Here is a 16,174-nt window from a genome sequence, read left to right as displayed (position 1 = left end):
CAAAACAAGTACAGATAAGTATTTTGCGGCAATCCTGTTTGAGACTGACAAATTAACTACAGCAAAGCTTGGAAAGATATCAGGAATTGACCTTGGGTTAAATAGTTTAGTAACTGTCTTTGACGGTGAGAATTGCTACAAAATTGACCCAATTAAACCTACCAGAAAATATGCTAGACGACTAAGAATTAGACAAAAAGCTTTATCTCGTAAAGTCAAAGGCTCTAAAAATAGGCGTAAAGCAGTAAAAGTAGTTGCCGGAGTTCACGAAAAAATATCAAATACTAGGCAAGATTTCCTTCATAAACTCTCACGTAAGTTAGTTGACGAAAACCAAGTCATTGTAGCTGAAAACCTTTGTGTTAAAGGGTTAGCACGTACCAAGTTAGCCAAATCAATGTATGACGCTAGTTTTGGTATGTTGCTTAATTTCATGAGCTACAAACTCCAAAGAGAGGGAGGTAAATTTATTCAAGTTGACAGATTCTTCCCCAGCACAAAGCTTTGTTCATGTTGTGGATACAAGAATGATTTACTGAATCTAAGTATTCGTGAATGGATTTGTTTGAGTTGCCAAACAACCCATGACAGAGATGAAAATGCATCGCGGAACTTGAGGGAAGAGGGGATTAGAATACTTGCCCTGAGCGAAGTCGTTGGCGCAGCCTCTCGTAGAGAAGGGTTGTCAACAAATACTGCGGGACACGCAGAAATTCAAGCTTGTGGAGAAGCAGTAAGACTCGTTGGCACTTGTGCTCAAAAGCGTGTTTCTAAGAAACAAGAATCCCCCACCACAGCGTAAGCTTGTTGGGGGAGTGTCAATCGTTTATAAACTCTGGTAAGTTGAGCGCACACTCGAATTGCGGATATTGCTTATTTGGGTGTTGGCTCCATAAGCACTATCCTATTCCCAAACGCCCAGCCAAGCCGGGAGTTAAGGGTAGAAGTGTGGTAATCATTAAGAATAGAGCCAAAAGCCCTAAAGCGGCTCTGGCATCATCAGGTTCAGTGATTTCATTCAAGCTGGGGCGTTCTTGATCCCGTTGCAAAAAGAAAATCACGATCGCCCAGTACATGGCAAGAGTATTACCGAGAGACACTAGCGCCAGTAAAATTAAAGTTGCGATCGTTGCCCGTCCTGCGGTTTTGCGGCCATAAATTGCCTGGACAATGCGCCCACCATCTAGTTGTCCTGCGGGCATTAAGTTCAAAGCGTTAATAACTAACCCCAGCCAACCAATTATCACTAAAGGATGAACACTTACCAAGGACGACTGTAAAGACGAACCAAGGACAACTCGCGCCAAACTTCCCACCAAAATCGACCCTTGGAAAAACTGATTTGGCAATTGAAATAAACTACCTGGGTGCGAAAGTAGCAAGCCCGTCACCAGCATTACCAAAGAAACGATACCACCTGCGGCTGGCCCTGCCAAGGCGATATCAAATAATATCTTGCGGTTGGGCAGCAGAGATTCAAAACGGGTAATTGCACCAAAGGAACCAATTTGCACGGCCGGCAAAAAGAAAGGCCAGCTAAGGCGGATTTGATGACGCCGAGCAAGTAACCAATGACCAATTTCGTGAGCTACTAAAATCGCAAATATCCCAGCACCTATGGGCAAAGCTTCTTTAAACCGCCCTGGATTGCCAAAGAAATCAAAATTCAGCAGTAATCCCGCAGCTTCTAAACTTGTGGCAATAGTTGCTATTAATAAAATGCCGGCAAAAGCTTTTTGCGATAACAACATCGGCCGGGGATCATTGCGGCTTGGCAGGACAATTACCACTGGTCTGCCATCTGTATTTTCCACTAAAAATAGGCGATATTGATCGCCAAGGCGTTGCCGTAAACTTGCAGTTAGACGGTTGTGAGTCTCTTCTGGTTCTCCCCGCAAATTGCCTTTGAAAATGGCTCCATCTTGGTAGGCGATCGTTTCTGTGGCAAAAAACGTATCGATACCGAAAATGCCTTTAATTGCATTCAAGTCATCTTCCGGTATCGGCGGGATCTCCGGTTTCAGTCCTGCTGCTGTTGGTTGTGAGGAATTTGCTTCAAGTGAGGAAGCAGCGGCAAGTCTTTCTGTTGCGCGTTGCTTGAGGATAGCATCTTGCCCAGCTGCGCGTAACTGGCTGCCCAAGTAGATGTACAATCCAGCGGAAGTCACCACTAAGAACAATATACCCGCTATATTGATGTAAATCCCTGCGGCAAACAATCCAAAAAACAGGAGCCAGGGAGTCATCAACACCACCGACTGTAACCAGGCTAAGATTCCCAGCTTACCAAAAGGTCTGGCGCGATAAAAGCCCCAGCCCAAAATGCCTAAAGCTAACAGTAGGATTGCCGCCAGGATAGAAGTTTCTGATAAAGTAAACATCTCCAAACCTTTGCTATTGAGACTAAGCCAGAACAAGTCCGGTATTGCAGATACACTTATTAATGTATAACGCCGCCTGTCGTCTGCCCAAATTATGCGGCTTTTAGTGGGCGTAGCCAAACCCAGGCGAAGGCTAAAAAAGTTCGTAGTAAGGACTTTACTCCTGGATTTTTAAGCACTGAAGTGCTTACTACGAACTCATCAAAACTTTTGGGACAGACCACTAGGTTTTGAGCAAGCTGAAAAGAGAGCGATCGCATAATATATCAATCGCTCTCTTGCCCAATAATTAATTTGCTCAAACTGTATTTGAGCGAAGTGGTCTTTTAAGTCCAATAAAGAATTTCAGCATTTGGAAAGCGTCTAGTAATCTCACTCTCAAAGAAGCAACGCAACGCCTTCATGGTGTCCTTATCGTAAACGTACTTCGTCCCACCAAACTTATTACGCTTGATACTGCGTTTTGCCTCATCCATCTCTAACTTTGATTGCGGATACCAAGTTTGTAACACTTCTTTTGACCCAGGCGTGAACCGATGCGAGATTAACTCAAAGGTAAGATCACAGTCAAAATCTAGTGCCTCGTTTATCTGGTCAAACAAATAACTATAGTGCATTTGCCAATCGTCTATCGGCATAATTGGCGCGATCACCAAGCCTACTGGATAACCGCCACCGCCACGCTCTTGTGGTAACGCCAACCGTCGCAATGCATTAAGTCTGGATGCTACGGATGCTGTACCACCTTCAAACTTGCCAGAAATCGGTGCAGCATTAACACTCATCCGACATCGGGTATGCCCATTGTGTGGTAGGTCGAGTAATCCATCCACAGCATCAAACTTCGATACCCAGCGTAGATGTGCATTGGTACGAGTGCCAAAGTAACGGATACATTCAGCAAGACTGCCAGTTAAATGCTCAATACCCAATGGGTCTGTATAACAACTAACTTCAAAACTTGTGGTTTTCCCCTGCTGCTCGTAGTTAGCTAAGTTCTCTAATATCTGCGGTAAATTAGCAAAAACACGGGTTACAGGTGGTCCCGATAAGCTACCAGCTAGGTAGCAGTATTGACAGTGAGCAGGACAACCTTCGGCAATGTGAAACTGCCAATCCGCAGAAGGTGGGATGGGACTCAGTTTAAAAGAACTGGGTGGTGCAGTAACCACCGCTAAGGTACGCTTGGCGATGTTGTAAGTATCCCGCTCAGATTCACCGCGCAGACCCTTCAGGCGGTTTTGTGATAGTTCTTCTATTGGTAAGTTGAGTGACTGCACACGTGCAAGAATCTGCTGCCCCCAATCCTCATCTAGGGCAGCAGGTGTAAACAGTACCCGTTCAGGTATCCACAATCTTGCTGATCTTGTTTGTGTATCTGATACTGAAACCTGGTCTGTAATTGTATTCAGCAATATCTTTCTCCGTTATTTAGTTTGCTGATTTCTGCAATTAATTTTCAAGGACTTGCTTAATTCGTCGTTCTAACAAATCAAGATCCAAAGTGCCTTCATCACGGCTAATTCGTCGCACAGTCGAATTAACATTACCTAGATTTACCAATAAATCTTGAAGAATTTCTTGCTGCTGACGGGCTTGAGTAACCTCGCGTGGTTCTTGTACTAAATCACGCACGATGGTATCTTCAGCGCGAGAGGCGATAATTGGATCGCTTTGCCCTTGAATGTGAACAAAGGTTCTTCGCCCTGGGCCTCGCTCTTCTTCTATTGGTATAACTGCTGTTACTTGGTCAGAACGCACATATTTGCCAAATCCCAAATGGACTAGCTCTGATGAGAGTATTTTCATATAGAAGCGTAATTTTTAAGTCTTACTTATATTCTAAAATCTAGGAAAATGACTTAAAGCCATAGGCCATACGGGTTATACGCAATTCAAAGTAGTAGTTTCCTTTCCCAATTGCTGCTGAATATCTATATGTCAGTCACACTATTCCTATTTTCTACATAACCTCAAGTTTTGGAATAGGCGATACCTACGGTGAGCTACGCTAACGCACTTCATACAGCGATCGCAATTCGAGGATATCTTGCCATTCGAGATCAGTAAATGCTTGGGTAACTAGTTCTATGCCAAAGTACTGTTTGGCTGTCTCTGTCAGTGTCTCCACAATCTTTACAATCCAGCCATCCTGTTCCTGTGTGTTACAAAGCGAGGTATTCCACGGAGCCGATTGTTCAAAGATTTCCTGAAATAAACCTTTGTCTGTAGACAAAATCATCGAGCCGTGTTGAAGAATGGTATTTCTTCCCTTGCGTTGGGCACTACCAATAAATTTACTTCCATCGGCAGTAACTAAGTCAGCCGCTGTTGCTGTATTAAAGCAACTGGGATTGTGAATGTAACCTCGTCCAGCAGAACCATAATTTAACTCAATACCCAAGGTTTCCCAGCCTTGGATCAAAAAGTTACAGATGTTTTTATAAGTATCCCAGCTTTTTCCACTACTTGCTGAAGTAATCAGGGCGTAGCTTAAATCTCCTTGGTGGAGAACAGCTCTACCTCCCGTTGGCCGACGAACTAGATCGAGTTCCTGTCCCTGGTAAATCAGATTATGCCACTCGGTAGGCCATTGTTTTTGCAGATGTCCCAAGGAGAGTGCATGGGGATACCATGTATAAAAACGCAAGGTAGGTGGGTGCTGTCCCTTTTCACATTGGTTGAACAACCAAGCATCGATCGCCATTTGCACTGCTCCTGATGTCTGAAGCATTGGGATGAAACGCCAAGTGGATGGTGACTCGGTTGCTAGTTGTCTCATCTGTTTCGGACTGTGGAAAGAAAATCAAATAATTGATGCGCCATTTCTAATTTAGAACAAGGTGCAATTTCTACCTGATTTCCTTGGCTATCTAAAAATATCGCTTGATTATTATCACTTCCAAAACCACTATCAGATTGATCGATGGGATTAGCAACAATAGCATCTAATTTTTTCTTCTGTAACTTTTCTAATGCTGGCTTGATAATATCGCCAGTTTGTGCTGCGAAACCAATTAATATCTGATGCGGCTGCTTAAGTTGTGCTAATTGGGCGACTATATCCGGTACAGGTTCCAAAGGTAAAGCTTGGGGGAGCGATCGCTTGGGCAATTTCTCTGTACTATAATCTCGTGGCTTCACATCTGCCACGGCTGCTGACATCACAATGATATCAGCGTTGGGTAAACATTCCACCATCACGTGCTGCATTTGCTCTGCACTAATGACGGGAATCGCTTGTACTCCTAATGGTACATCCCAATTAGCTGGGCCATGTACCAAAGTAACGTTTGCGCCTCGGTGAAGTGCTGCTTGCGCTAAAGCCAATCCCATTTTACCTGTGGAAGGATTACCAATAAACCTTACTGGGTCAAGATACTCTCGTGTTCCCCCAGCGCTAATTAACACTCGTTTACCTACTAAATCTCGTTTACCTTGAGTGTGTAACAACGATTGGATGTGAGCTAATATTTCTGGAGGTTCTGCTAATCTACCAGCACCGATGCGATCGCACGCTAATAATCCTGATGCTGTATTCATCCCATGATATCGGCTATCTATCAATAGCTGTTGCCAATTTCGCTGCACTGATAGCTGTTCCCACATATCCGTATTCATTGCGGGTGCTAATAGCACGGGACAAGTAGAAGCTAACACGGTATTTGTGAGTAAATTATCAGCCATCCCGTAGGCTAACTTGGCTAATGTATTAGCTGTCAAGGGGGCAATTACCATGACATCTGCCCATTCACCCAACTCAATATGCAAAGGACGAGAGTGAGTTGGTTTCCAGAAATCATCATCTGTGTAAGCGGGATGACGAGATAGGGTGGCTATTGTCAGAGGCGTGATAAATTCTTGCGCCGAACGGGTGAGGATGACTCGGACTTCCACCCCAGTTTTAAACAGCGTCGAAACCAATTCACAGATTTTGTAGGCGGCGATACCGCCACCTACACCAATTAGAACTCTGTTCAATTTTGGATTAGTCATAGTAAAAAGTTAGGAGTAAGTAGTAATTTAGGAGCAAGTAGTTACGAATATTAATTTCCAACTCCTAACTCCTGTACAGACGCGATTAATTGCGTCTCTCCTAACTCTCAACTACGCTTCATCGTAGGGTTCCAAGTCTAAAAGGTAGATATAGGGTTCAACTAACTCTGGGCGCTGAAATGCGATCGCTCGCAATAGATGCCAATCATTTAAACCCTCAAAAGCATTACTATAATTATCTAGCTCCAGACGTGTAGCCAGTTCTTCTACTTCTGCCGCAGTCATGGCAGCAATTTCTTTCCTGGAAATGCTTAGAGTTGTCATAATGTTCGCCCCTCCCTTATGCAGCACTCGCCTTCAGCATGGGTTAAGTTGCGCTGAACGCAGCCACCCAATATATATTACTCATTAGAGGTCATTAATTTCGTGAAAAATGTCAGAATTTGTACCAGAATTTATAAAAAATTCGTAATGCTGACTAAGCAATTGTATTTACAACGAAATTTCGTAGCACCTCTAACGTTTGTGGATTTATTTCATGCCCCATATCAAATTCGTGGTATTCTACTACCACTGCTAGAGACTTGAGAGTTTCTCGTGCCTTCAAAGCAGCTTGCAGGGGCACAACTTCATCATATCTCCCGTGGCTGATTAAAGTAGGTGGAATCCCACTTTGATCTGCCTTTAGTGCGTCAGGATGTAAATATCCGCTCATGACAACTAAGCCTGCTAAGGGCAATTTTGAGCCGACATCTAAAGTCATCGCTCCGCCTTGAGAAAATCCACTCAAAATTGTGCGTGACAAAGGTACGCCAGTGGTACTTTCTAAAGATTGTAAGAAATCTGTTAGCAGTTGCCGACTTTCTGGCAACCCTTGATACATATTTTCCACCCTCAGGTCATACCATGCCCTCCCTACAGGGGAATAGGGATAAGGATAAGGTGCATCAGGTAATACAAATTGGTAATTAGGTAAGTTGAGCAAGGGTAACAATGATGCTACATCCTCAGCATTAGCTCCCCAACCATGCAAAGTGACAATTAAGCCTGCGGGGGGTTGAGAAGTTTCTCTCTTAACGGTGATAGCTTGTAAAGACAGAGGTTTACTCCTAAAATTTTACTCTTTTAATAGATCCTATCTGCTTGCCCAAAAAATACCTACGTCGTTATGGTGCTAGCAAGCAAAAGCCAGATGGTAATTTTGTCTGAAAACATTTTTTACCAATTTATATACAAGAATAATTCCTATTTATAAATTATTGCTTTTAGCTATTTTTTTATTTAATACAAATAATTATCAATTACTTTTTAGATGATTATTCTAATAAATGTCGATAATATGGATAATTAATTATCCTAACAAAGAAATGAATAGCTTCTATCTATTGAATTAGCAAAATATCCTAGTCTGATTTTACATTAAAATGTTACTATGCAAGCTTCCTAAATTAATAGTAATATATTTCAATAAACTTATTAAGAGTATGTGTTGTACCGGAGAAAGCTTATGAAACGCCGCAAATTTGTCTATATAGTGGGACTAGCAACTGCTAGTGGTGGATTAGCGATCGCTTGTAATTCTAATCAAACTCCCACAGATACTGCCCAATCGCCATCAACGCAGGCTACGCCAGCTACGGCTTCTAGCGGTGTATTAGAAAAAGAGCTAGTAATCTACTCAGGACGCAACGAAAAACTCATTGGTGAGCTTATCAAACAATTTGAGCAACAAACCAATGCTAAGGTACAAGTCCGCTACGGCGATACTGCTGAGTTAGCATCAGCAATTTTGGAAGAAGGGGCAAACAGTCCCGCAGATGTCTTCTTCGCCCAAGATGCTAGCGCCCTTGGAGCTATTCAAAAAGCAAATAGAGCAGTAGAGTTACCAACATCTCTTCTCAATCAGGTAAATAGTACCTACCGTTCACCAGAGGGGAAATGGCTAGGTATTTCGGGGAGGGTGCGGACAGTAGATTACAATTCTAAATTAGTAAAACCGGGGGAATTACCATCTTCTATCTTTGGCTTTACTGAACCGAAGTGGAAAGGTAAAATTGGCTGGGCACCTACAAATGGCTCCTTTCAATCTTTTGTCACCGCCTTACGAGTTGCAGAAGGAGAAGACAAAGCTAGGCAATGGTTAGAAGGTATTAAAGCTAATAATGCTAAAGTTTATCCTAATAATACTGCGATCGTAGAAGCCTTATCTCGCGGCGAAATTGCTGTCGGATTTGTCAATCATTATTATCTAGAACGAGTCAAACAAGATAATCCTCAAGTTCCTGTGGAGCATCATTTTACCGATGATGTGGGTTCCTTGGTAAATGTTGCAGGTGTAGCAATTCTTAACGGCGCCAAACATCCCAATATTGCTCAAAAGTTTGTCGAATTCATGCTGAATGAAAATGCGCAAAACTACTTTGCTAATCAAACCTATGAGTATCCTCTAACTTCGGCTGTTGCACCCAAAGGTAAACTAAAATCTCTCCAACAAATTAAAAAACAAACTCAAAAAATTGATTTAAGTAATCTGAGCGATTTAGAAACAACACTCAAACTCATGCAGCAAGTACAAGTCATATAACCCGCTATAGGTTGGAATTCATCTGACAAAGGTAGGAAAAATCTAAATTTTTTGAGAAACTTTGTTGCTTACCAGTACAGGTTAATGGTAAAGGTTGAGAATACCAAGATTATTGCAAAAACTTCCTGGTAAGTATTAAGGTGGAGGATTGGAGATTGAAAAGTTTACCATTGCTGAAAGTTTCAGCATTAGCTCTAGCTGTAACGCTCGGTTGGGGAATCGGGGTGGCTGTAAATGCCCAAACGAAAACCCTCGTAATCTATTCAGGCAGAGAAGAAAAACTAATTGGCCCCTTAATAGAGAAAGCAAAAAAAGACTTGAATCAGGATATTCAAGTGCGTTATGGCGATACTGCTGAATTAGCGATCGCACTTTTGGAAGAAGGGAAAAATAGCCGTACAGACTTGTTTTTTGCTCAAGACGCTGGTGCTTTAGGCACTTTGGAGAAAAAACAGGTAACACTACCGATTGCCTCCAAACTGCTAAATAAGGTTGATTCTCGCTTTCGTTCTGCTAAAGGGCATTGGCTAGGAATTTCTGGTCGCGCTCGTGTAATTGACTACAATACCAAGTTAGTTAAACAAGGGGAACTACCGACATCAATTTCGCAGTTAACAGAACCGAAATGGCGCGGTAAAGTTGGCTGGGCACCCACAAACGGCTCATTTCAGTCATTTGTTACGGCAATGCGAGTCTTAGATGGCGATGCAAAGACTCTCCAATGGCTCAAAGCGATGAAATCTAATGGTGTCAAAGATTACGGTAAAAATTCTGCGATCGTCGAAGCTGTGGGACGTGGAGAAGTTCATCTTGGTTTAGTGAATAATTACTACTTGTATCGTTTCAAAAAAGATAATCCGAACTTTCCTGTTGCTCACCACTACACAAGCAAAGATGCAGGATCAATGATTAATGTGGCAGGAGTAGCTATTACGAAAACCACTGATCAAAAAGCTGATGCGGAAGCTTTAATTGATTATCTGCTCAAACAGAGTTCACAAAATTACTTTGCTCAAGAAACTAACGAGTATCCTTTAGTAAAAGGAATCCCAGCGCCATCAAAACAAGTACCAATTAGTAAGCTAAATCCACCCAATGTTAACTTGACAGATTTAGATGATTTGCCAGCAACGTTGAATTTATTACAGCAGGCAGGAGTTTTGTAACAGTTGAAAGCGGTTCGCCCTCCATTATTTCTCACATTAGCGGCAACGGTAGTGGCAATTGCCATTGCCCTGCCATTGCTATACTTAGTGATTCGCACCGCAGGTATTGGCGGGGAAGAATTCTGGGAATTGATTTCTCGTCCCCGCAATATTATGGTTTTTTTCAACAGTGCGGCAATGGCGGCAACGGTGACGTTATTTTCCACACTAATTGCCGTACCATTAGCATTTTTAACTGTGCGGACAGACTTACCAGGAAGACGTTTCTGGTTAGTGGCAACAACATTACCCTTAGCTGTTCCTAGCTATGTAGGCAGTTTTGCGCTGATTGCAACTTTAGCACCACGGGGTAGCTTTTTGCAGCTGTTGCTTCAACCATTGGGGGTAGAAGAATTACCTTCCATTTATGGTTTTCCTGGGACAGTTTTGGCAATCACTTTGTTTACCTATCCCTATATGCTGCTGAGTGTGCGTTCTGGATTACAAGGTATTGATCCATCTCTAGAAGAAGCATCTCGTAGTTTGGGTTATGGTAGTAGAGAAACCTTTTTTAAGGTAGTTTTGCCACAGTTGAAACCATCACTGATTGCAGGTGGATTATTAGTAGCTTTGTATGCTTTGCGCGACTTTGGTACACCTTCGCTGATGCGCTTTGATGCCTTTACACGGGCAATTTTTTTACAATATAAAACTAGCTTTAATCGGAACTCAGCCGCAGCTTTGTCTTTGATGTTGGTGACATTAGTACTGCTGATTTTGTGGCTGGAATATCGAATGCGATCGCGTGCAGCTTATTATAGTCGTGGTTCCGCTTCTCTACGTCCACCAAAAATTGTCAAATTGGGAATTTGGAAATGGCCAGCTTTCGGCTTTTGTCTGCTAATCACTAGCTTTGGTGTAGTTTTACCAGTAGGTATCACCCTATTTTGGCTGATTCGCGGACTTAACGGTGGCTATACTTTCCCCAATTTATTCCCCACCATTCTCAACTCCATTGGCGCGGCTGGATTAGCGGCTTTAGCTACCACCATCTTTGCCTTACCAGTAGCAATATTAGCAGTCAGATTTCCGAGTAAAATCACCGCCATAATTGAACGCTGTTCTTATATAGGTTTTGGAGTTCCAGGAATAGTTGTTGCCTTATCCTTGGTATTTTTTGGTGCCAACTATTTGCCAGCACTGTACCAAACTCTGCCGATGCTGATATTTGCATATTTAGTTTTATTTTTACCGCAATCAGTGGGAACAGTCCGCAGTTCGCTTTTGCAAGTCAATCCCCAGCTAGAAGAATCAGCCCGTAGTTTAGGTAGGAATGCTTGGCAAACTTTAAGAGAAGTTACCCTACCTCTGGTACAACCAGGTGTGTTGAGTGGTGCGGTGCTGGTATTTCTCACAGCGATAAAAGAACTACCCGCCACAATGCTGTTAGCGCCTATTGGCTTTAGTACTTTAGCAATGCAAATTTGGCAAGCTACAGAAAATGTAGATTTTGCCGATGCGGCGGCGGCTTCATTAGCTATGCTACTAGTTTCTATGGGTTCAACTTTATTGGTGCTATCTCAAGAGAACGTCAAAAAAGAGCAAGTCTTGAAGGAGGTAGGAGGCAGGGAACAGGGGGCAGAAGGAGTAAATCACTTATAGAATTTGACCCCTTAATTTGAAGCTTTTCAAGTAATTGAACTATACTACTTCCCACTCCCTATGCAACAAGTAATTTTAGATTTACAAAATGTCACCAAGCGGTTTGCAGAAAGTGCCTTCCCTGCTGTAGATAACGTATCTTTGACGTTGCAGCAAGGAGATATATTAGGATTGCTTGGCCCATCTGGTTGTGGTAAAACTACCCTGTTGCGAATGATTGCTGGTTTTGAGCGATCGCAAGCAGGAGAAATTAAAATTGGTGGGCAGATAGTTTGTAATAGTTCTACTTGCATCCCAGCCGAACAGCGCGACATCGGCGTTGTTTTTCAAGATTATGCCCTGTTTCCCCATTTAAATGTGGCAGAAAATGTGGCTTTTGGGTTGAAACATTTCAGTAAACAACAAATACAAAAACGGATAGCCGAAGTCATTACTTTGGTGAGACTCGAAGGTTTAGAAAAACGTTACCCTTACGAACTCTCAGGTGGACAGCAGCAGAGGGTTGCACTCGCCCGCGCTTTAGCACCCCAACCCCAACTCATGCTTTTAGATGAACCCTTAAGCAATCTTGATATTCAAGTTAGATTGCGTTTGCGAGAAGAAATACGCGACATCCTCAAAGCAGCGGGTACTTCAGCAATTTTTGTTACCCACGACCAAGAAGAAGCATTAGCTATTTCAGATATAGTGGGTGTCATGCGCCAAGGACATTTAGAGCAACTAGGCACACCAGAAGAAATTTATACTCATCCAGCATCAAGATTCGTTGCCGAATTTGTCACTCAAGCTAACTTCCTTCCCGCTCGTCGTCAAGGTAATTTATGGAAAACAGAAATTGGTAGTTTTGAGTTAACAGCAAACCACATCGATGATAGTGGTGAAATCATGATCCGCCAAGAAGACTTTATATTAAAGCCTAATACCGATGCGCCCGTAGTCGTCCGCACCCGACGATTTTTAGGACGTGAGTACCAATATTGTTTACAAACTCCTTCTGGTAAAGAACTCCATGCGCGGACACTGAAAGATATAGCATTACCTGTGGGTGCAAGGGTGGAGTTATCTATAGCCAGTGATACTATAAAGTTTTTTCCGCAGTAGATTTTGCTGTTAAATCCCAGATTGTACGCGCCACAAAAGAGGTCTAGTGTACACACAAGTCCTAAAAACCTAGCTTGATAAGGCTTGACTCGTTCCCAGGCTCCGACTGGGAATGCATTCATTGAGTCTCTGACTCAATGCCTGACTGGAGGCATAGCCTCGTAATCAGGCATTCCCATGCAGAGCATGGGAACGAGATAATATCTGCAAAGCTTTGGTTATAAGGTTTCTCTGGAATCGACAACTGCGGCTTAGGGGACTTTTTCAGAGTAGACTCAACCGAGAAGCGCTATATTCTTCTTAACTCAAGCGTATTGGATAACTAATAACTTCAATTTCCCCACGGATTAAAGCGGTGGGATGAGTTAATTACCGTTCTCATCTAAGTACTCAATACTTAGTACTTAGTCGCTTTAAAGATCGCAATATTTGGCTGGTAAAATCTACAGGTGCAGCTAACTAAACGTTTTGTTGTTTTGCCAGAAGTGGTATATTGGCACTTGACCCGGCCGAGTACAAATTATGCATAAGCCCACAGGACAGCAAACTCGAAGTGTTGTACTCAGTACTACAGGACAGGAAGGGGAAGTGGGCAGATGAACAAAAATCTTGAGCAAAGTGGTGTTTTTTCCCTGTTTAAAGGCGTACCCCTGCGTCGCATTCTGGTAGCGTTGTTTGTGCTGCAAATCTTGCTAGCTGTAGGATTAACTACATACTTATCAATCAGCAATGGGCAAAAAGCAGTCAATGAGGTAGCCAGCGAATTACGTCATGAAGTCGCCAATCGGGTTGAGCAGAATTTACAGGCTTATCTCTCAACCCCGCGTCAAGTACTACGCAGTAATCAAAATGTGATTGACATCGGGTTGCTGAAGATGGAAAATCTGGCAACCTGGGAGTCATACTTAATAAAGCAGTTAGAGATTTTTCCTGATGCAATTGCCTTAACGGCAAGTAATGAACAGCAAGAACACCTAGCGGTGGAAAAGCTCAACGATCGCCAATTTTTGCTCAGAAAAGCCGACAAGTCAACTGAGTACGACCTCTACACCTACAAAATTGACTCTCAAGGTCAACGTACTCAACTACCAGAGGTGATTAAAAACTATGATGCGCGATCGCGTCCTGATTATCAAGCAGCAGTTACCGCCAAAAAATTCAGCTTTAGTCAGATATTTACACCTCTCACTGAACCAACACTTCTAATTAGTGCATCTCAACCTATATATAACTCCCAAGGTCAGTTACTCGGAGTCAACAGCACTCTAACTCATATATCACAAATTGGGGATTTGCTGCAAAATATTAAAGTTGGCGAGTCTGGGCAAATTTTTATTATCGAGCGATCGGGGCTATTAGTAGCAAGTTCTACAACAGAAGAACCATTCCGTTTACAAAATGGTAAACCCATTAGGTTAGCAGCTTCCCAGAGCAGGAATTCTTTTACTCAAGCAACCGCTAAATATTTAGAAACTAAATTTAGTAACTTAGACCAAATTAACAGTTTACAGCAACTAGATTTTTCCTTTGACGGCAAACGACAATTTTTAGAAGTTAGACCGTTACAGGACGAACCAAATGTCAATTGGTTGATAATAGTAGCTGTCCCAGAAGCAGACTTTATGGGACAAATTGATCGCAATACTCAAACTACAATTTTTCTTTGTCTGGGAGCATTGGGATTAGCTATTTTATTGGGAATTATCACCGCCCGTTGGATAACTCAGCCTATTCTGTACTTCAGCACAGCAACAAAAGATTTAGCCAATTTTCCCAATGGCAAAGACTCAGTGGTGATAGTACAAGGTATTAAAGAACTAGAGATGCTGGGTGGATCTTTCAACGAGATGATGCAGCAATTACGCAAAACCTTTACTGCACAGACTACCAAAAATGAAGAGTTAGAATTGCAACTTCAGCAGCGAACTCAAGAATTACAGCAAGAGATTCAAGAAGGTAGTAACAGCGAGCGAAAACTGTGCCAGCATAATCGAGTACTTGCAGAACTGGCAAATCACAGAGCAATTTCAGAAGGAAATCTGGAAACAGCATTCAAAGTCATCACCGAGAAAGCAGCAAATGCCTTAGAAATAGAACGAGTCAGTGTGTGGTTATTTAATCGCGAACGCACCAAACTACAATGTATAAGTCTCTACGAACGTAGTAATCAAAGACATTCGGCAGGTTTAGAACGCAACCTTGCAGATTATTTAATCTACTTTAAAGCTTTAGCATCTGCCCGTACTATCATCGTCACCGATACTCGCACCGATCCACGGGTACAAGAATTAAGGGATGAATTGCTAGAACCAAATAACATCCTATCTCTAATTAATACTTCCATTTGGGTTGGGGGTGAAGTTGTAGGAACGGTATTGTATGAGCAAGTTGGTATTCCCCGGACATGGGAACTGAGTGAGCAAAACTTCGTTAGTTCAATAACTGAATTTGCCGCCCTAACTTTAGAAGTATGCGATCGCAAACGGGCAGAATCCGCTCTGCGTGAGGCTAAAGAAGCTGCCGAAGTGGCAAATCGTGCCAAAAGCACCTTTTTGAGAAACATCAACCATGAACTGAGGAATCCCTTAGGCTCCATTCTTGGAATCACAGAAGTACTCCAAGAAGGAGTGTACGGCCCTGTAACCGAACAACAGCGCCAGTTCCTAAATACCCTCGAAGCCAGCGGTAAGAATTTACTAGAATTGATTAATCAAATCCTTGAGCTTACCGACATTGAATCCAAGAAGATAAAACTGCAACTAGCTCCCACTTCGATCCAAGGATTGTGTGACTCTAGTCTAAGTTTTGTCAAACATTTAGCGTTTCAGAAAAATATCCAACTGAGTCTACAAATACCTGAAGAACTCGAACCCATCCAAGTCGATGAGCGTCGTATTCGCCAAGTATTTATTAACCTATTAACTAACGCGATCAAGTTTACTCACGACGGAGGCAAAGTTTGGATTGAAGTCCAACCAACTTCCACAAATGAATATATCTTTATCAGTGTGGTTGATACAGGTATTGGTATGCTTTCCGATGACCTTTTCCAATTATTTCAACCTTTTGTGCAAGTTGAAAATCCCTCCACCCATCGTTCCGCAGGCACTGGTTTAGGATTAGTGATGGTGCAAAAAATTGTCGAGTTACACGGTGGTAAAGTCCATGCCGAAAGTCAGCTAGGCAAAGGTAGTCGATTTACAATCAAACTACCGTGGAAAAGGTCTAAGAATGGCGAGTAGAAAGCTAAAATTCACTATTTCCTCGTTCCCTCGTTCCCATACTCTGTATGGGAATGCATTCAT

The 16,174-nt window shown here is 42.5% G+C and carries 13 protein-coding genes; 6 read left to right on the top strand and 7 right to left on the bottom strand.

The genetic code is table 11. The features are described from left to right. Positions 1 to 802, top strand: an 802-nt coding sequence (locus tag F8R90_RS28665) for an RNA-guided endonuclease InsQ/TnpB family protein (RefSeq protein ID WP_196513457.1), incomplete at its 5' end; no start/stop codon positions are given. 97 nt (positions 803 to 899) lie between these two features. Here F8R90_RS28665 and F8R90_RS28660 read toward each other — a convergent pair. The 7 genes from F8R90_RS28660 to F8R90_RS28630 all read right to left on the bottom strand — a co-directional run bounded on the left by F8R90_RS28660 (position 900) and on the right by F8R90_RS28630 (position 7,461). Then, positions 900 to 2,381, bottom strand: coding sequence for a site-2 protease family protein (locus F8R90_RS28660; protein WP_196513456.1), 1,482 nt, complete (start codon positions 2,379 to 2,381; stop codon positions 900 to 902). Between the two features lie 326 nt (positions 2,382 to 2,707). Next, the gene (locus F8R90_RS28655; protein ID WP_196513460.1) at positions 2,708 to 3,730 is read right to left on the bottom strand and encodes a spore photoproduct lyase family protein; all 1,023 of its coding nucleotides are present in this window, start codon (positions 3,728 to 3,730) and stop codon (positions 2,708 to 2,710) included. Positions 3,731 to 3,833: 103 nt separating this feature from the next. Further along, on the bottom strand, positions 3,834 to 4,190 hold the full coding sequence (locus F8R90_RS28650) for a hypothetical protein (RefSeq protein WP_190896616.1): 357 nt from the start codon (positions 4,188 to 4,190) through the stop codon (positions 3,834 to 3,836). A 202-nt stretch (positions 4,191 to 4,392) separates the two neighbouring features. Continuing rightward, the gene (locus tag F8R90_RS28645; protein WP_196513455.1) at positions 4,393 to 5,163 is read right to left on the bottom strand and encodes a lipoate--protein ligase family protein; all 771 of its coding nucleotides are present in this window, start codon (positions 5,161 to 5,163) and stop codon (positions 4,393 to 4,395) included. After that, positions 5,160 to 6,377 (bottom strand): bifunctional phosphopantothenoylcysteine decarboxylase/phosphopantothenate--cysteine ligase CoaBC, encoded by a 1,218-nt coding sequence (gene coaBC / locus F8R90_RS28640; RefSeq protein WP_196513454.1) that lies wholly within the window; start codon positions 6,375 to 6,377, stop codon positions 5,160 to 5,162. The genes F8R90_RS28645 and coaBC overlap by 4 nt, the downstream gene beginning before the upstream one ends. Positions 6,378 to 6,488: 111 nt before the next feature. Continuing rightward, a complete protein-coding gene (gene isiD / locus F8R90_RS28635) occupies positions 6,489 to 6,701 on the bottom strand; it encodes a protein IsiD (protein WP_096539503.1) in 213 nt (70 codons plus the stop codon). A 154-nt stretch (positions 6,702 to 6,855) separates the two neighbouring features. Continuing rightward, positions 6,856 to 7,461, bottom strand: a complete 606-nt coding sequence (locus F8R90_RS28630) for an alpha/beta hydrolase (RefSeq protein ID WP_331000740.1) — start codon at positions 7,459 to 7,461, stop codon at positions 6,856 to 6,858. 423 nt (positions 7,462 to 7,884) lie between these two features. On the opposite strand from F8R90_RS28630, the gene F8R90_RS28625 reads away from it, so the two are divergent. From F8R90_RS28625 to F8R90_RS28605, 5 genes are all read left to right on the top strand, one after another. Further along, positions 7,885 to 8,961, top strand: a complete 1,077-nt coding sequence (locus F8R90_RS28625; protein WP_196513453.1) for an iron ABC transporter substrate-binding protein — start codon at positions 7,885 to 7,887, stop codon at positions 8,959 to 8,961. Positions 8,962 to 9,116: 155 nt separating this feature from the next. Beyond that, on the top strand, positions 9,117 to 10,127 hold the full coding sequence (locus tag F8R90_RS28620) for an iron ABC transporter substrate-binding protein (RefSeq protein ID WP_230967019.1): 1,011 nt from the start codon (positions 9,117 to 9,119) through the stop codon (positions 10,125 to 10,127). Between the two features lie 3 nt (positions 10,128 to 10,130). Then, positions 10,131 to 11,768 carry an ABC transporter permease gene (locus tag F8R90_RS28615; RefSeq protein ID WP_196513452.1) on the top strand — a complete coding sequence of 546 codons (1,638 nt, stop codon included), beginning with the start codon at positions 10,131 to 10,133 and terminating at the stop codon, positions 11,766 to 11,768. A gap of 60 nt (positions 11,769 to 11,828) precedes the next feature. After that, on the top strand, positions 11,829 to 12,869 hold the full coding sequence (locus tag F8R90_RS28610) for an ABC transporter ATP-binding protein (protein WP_196513451.1): 1,041 nt from the start codon (positions 11,829 to 11,831) through the stop codon (positions 12,867 to 12,869). A gap of 596 nt (positions 12,870 to 13,465) precedes the next feature. Then, complete coding sequence (locus F8R90_RS28605) at positions 13,466 to 16,111, top strand: sensor histidine kinase (RefSeq protein WP_196513450.1); 2,646 nt, start codon at positions 13,466 to 13,468, stop codon at positions 16,109 to 16,111. Positions 16,112 to 16,174: the final 63 nt, after the last annotated feature.

This window comes from Nostoc sp. NZL (genome assembly GCF_015714705.1).
Taxonomy (GTDB): domain Bacteria; phylum Cyanobacteriota; class Cyanobacteriia; order Cyanobacteriales; family Nostocaceae; genus Nostoc; species Nostoc foliaceum_A.
This window is presented reverse-complemented; position numbering and strand designations above follow the sequence as displayed.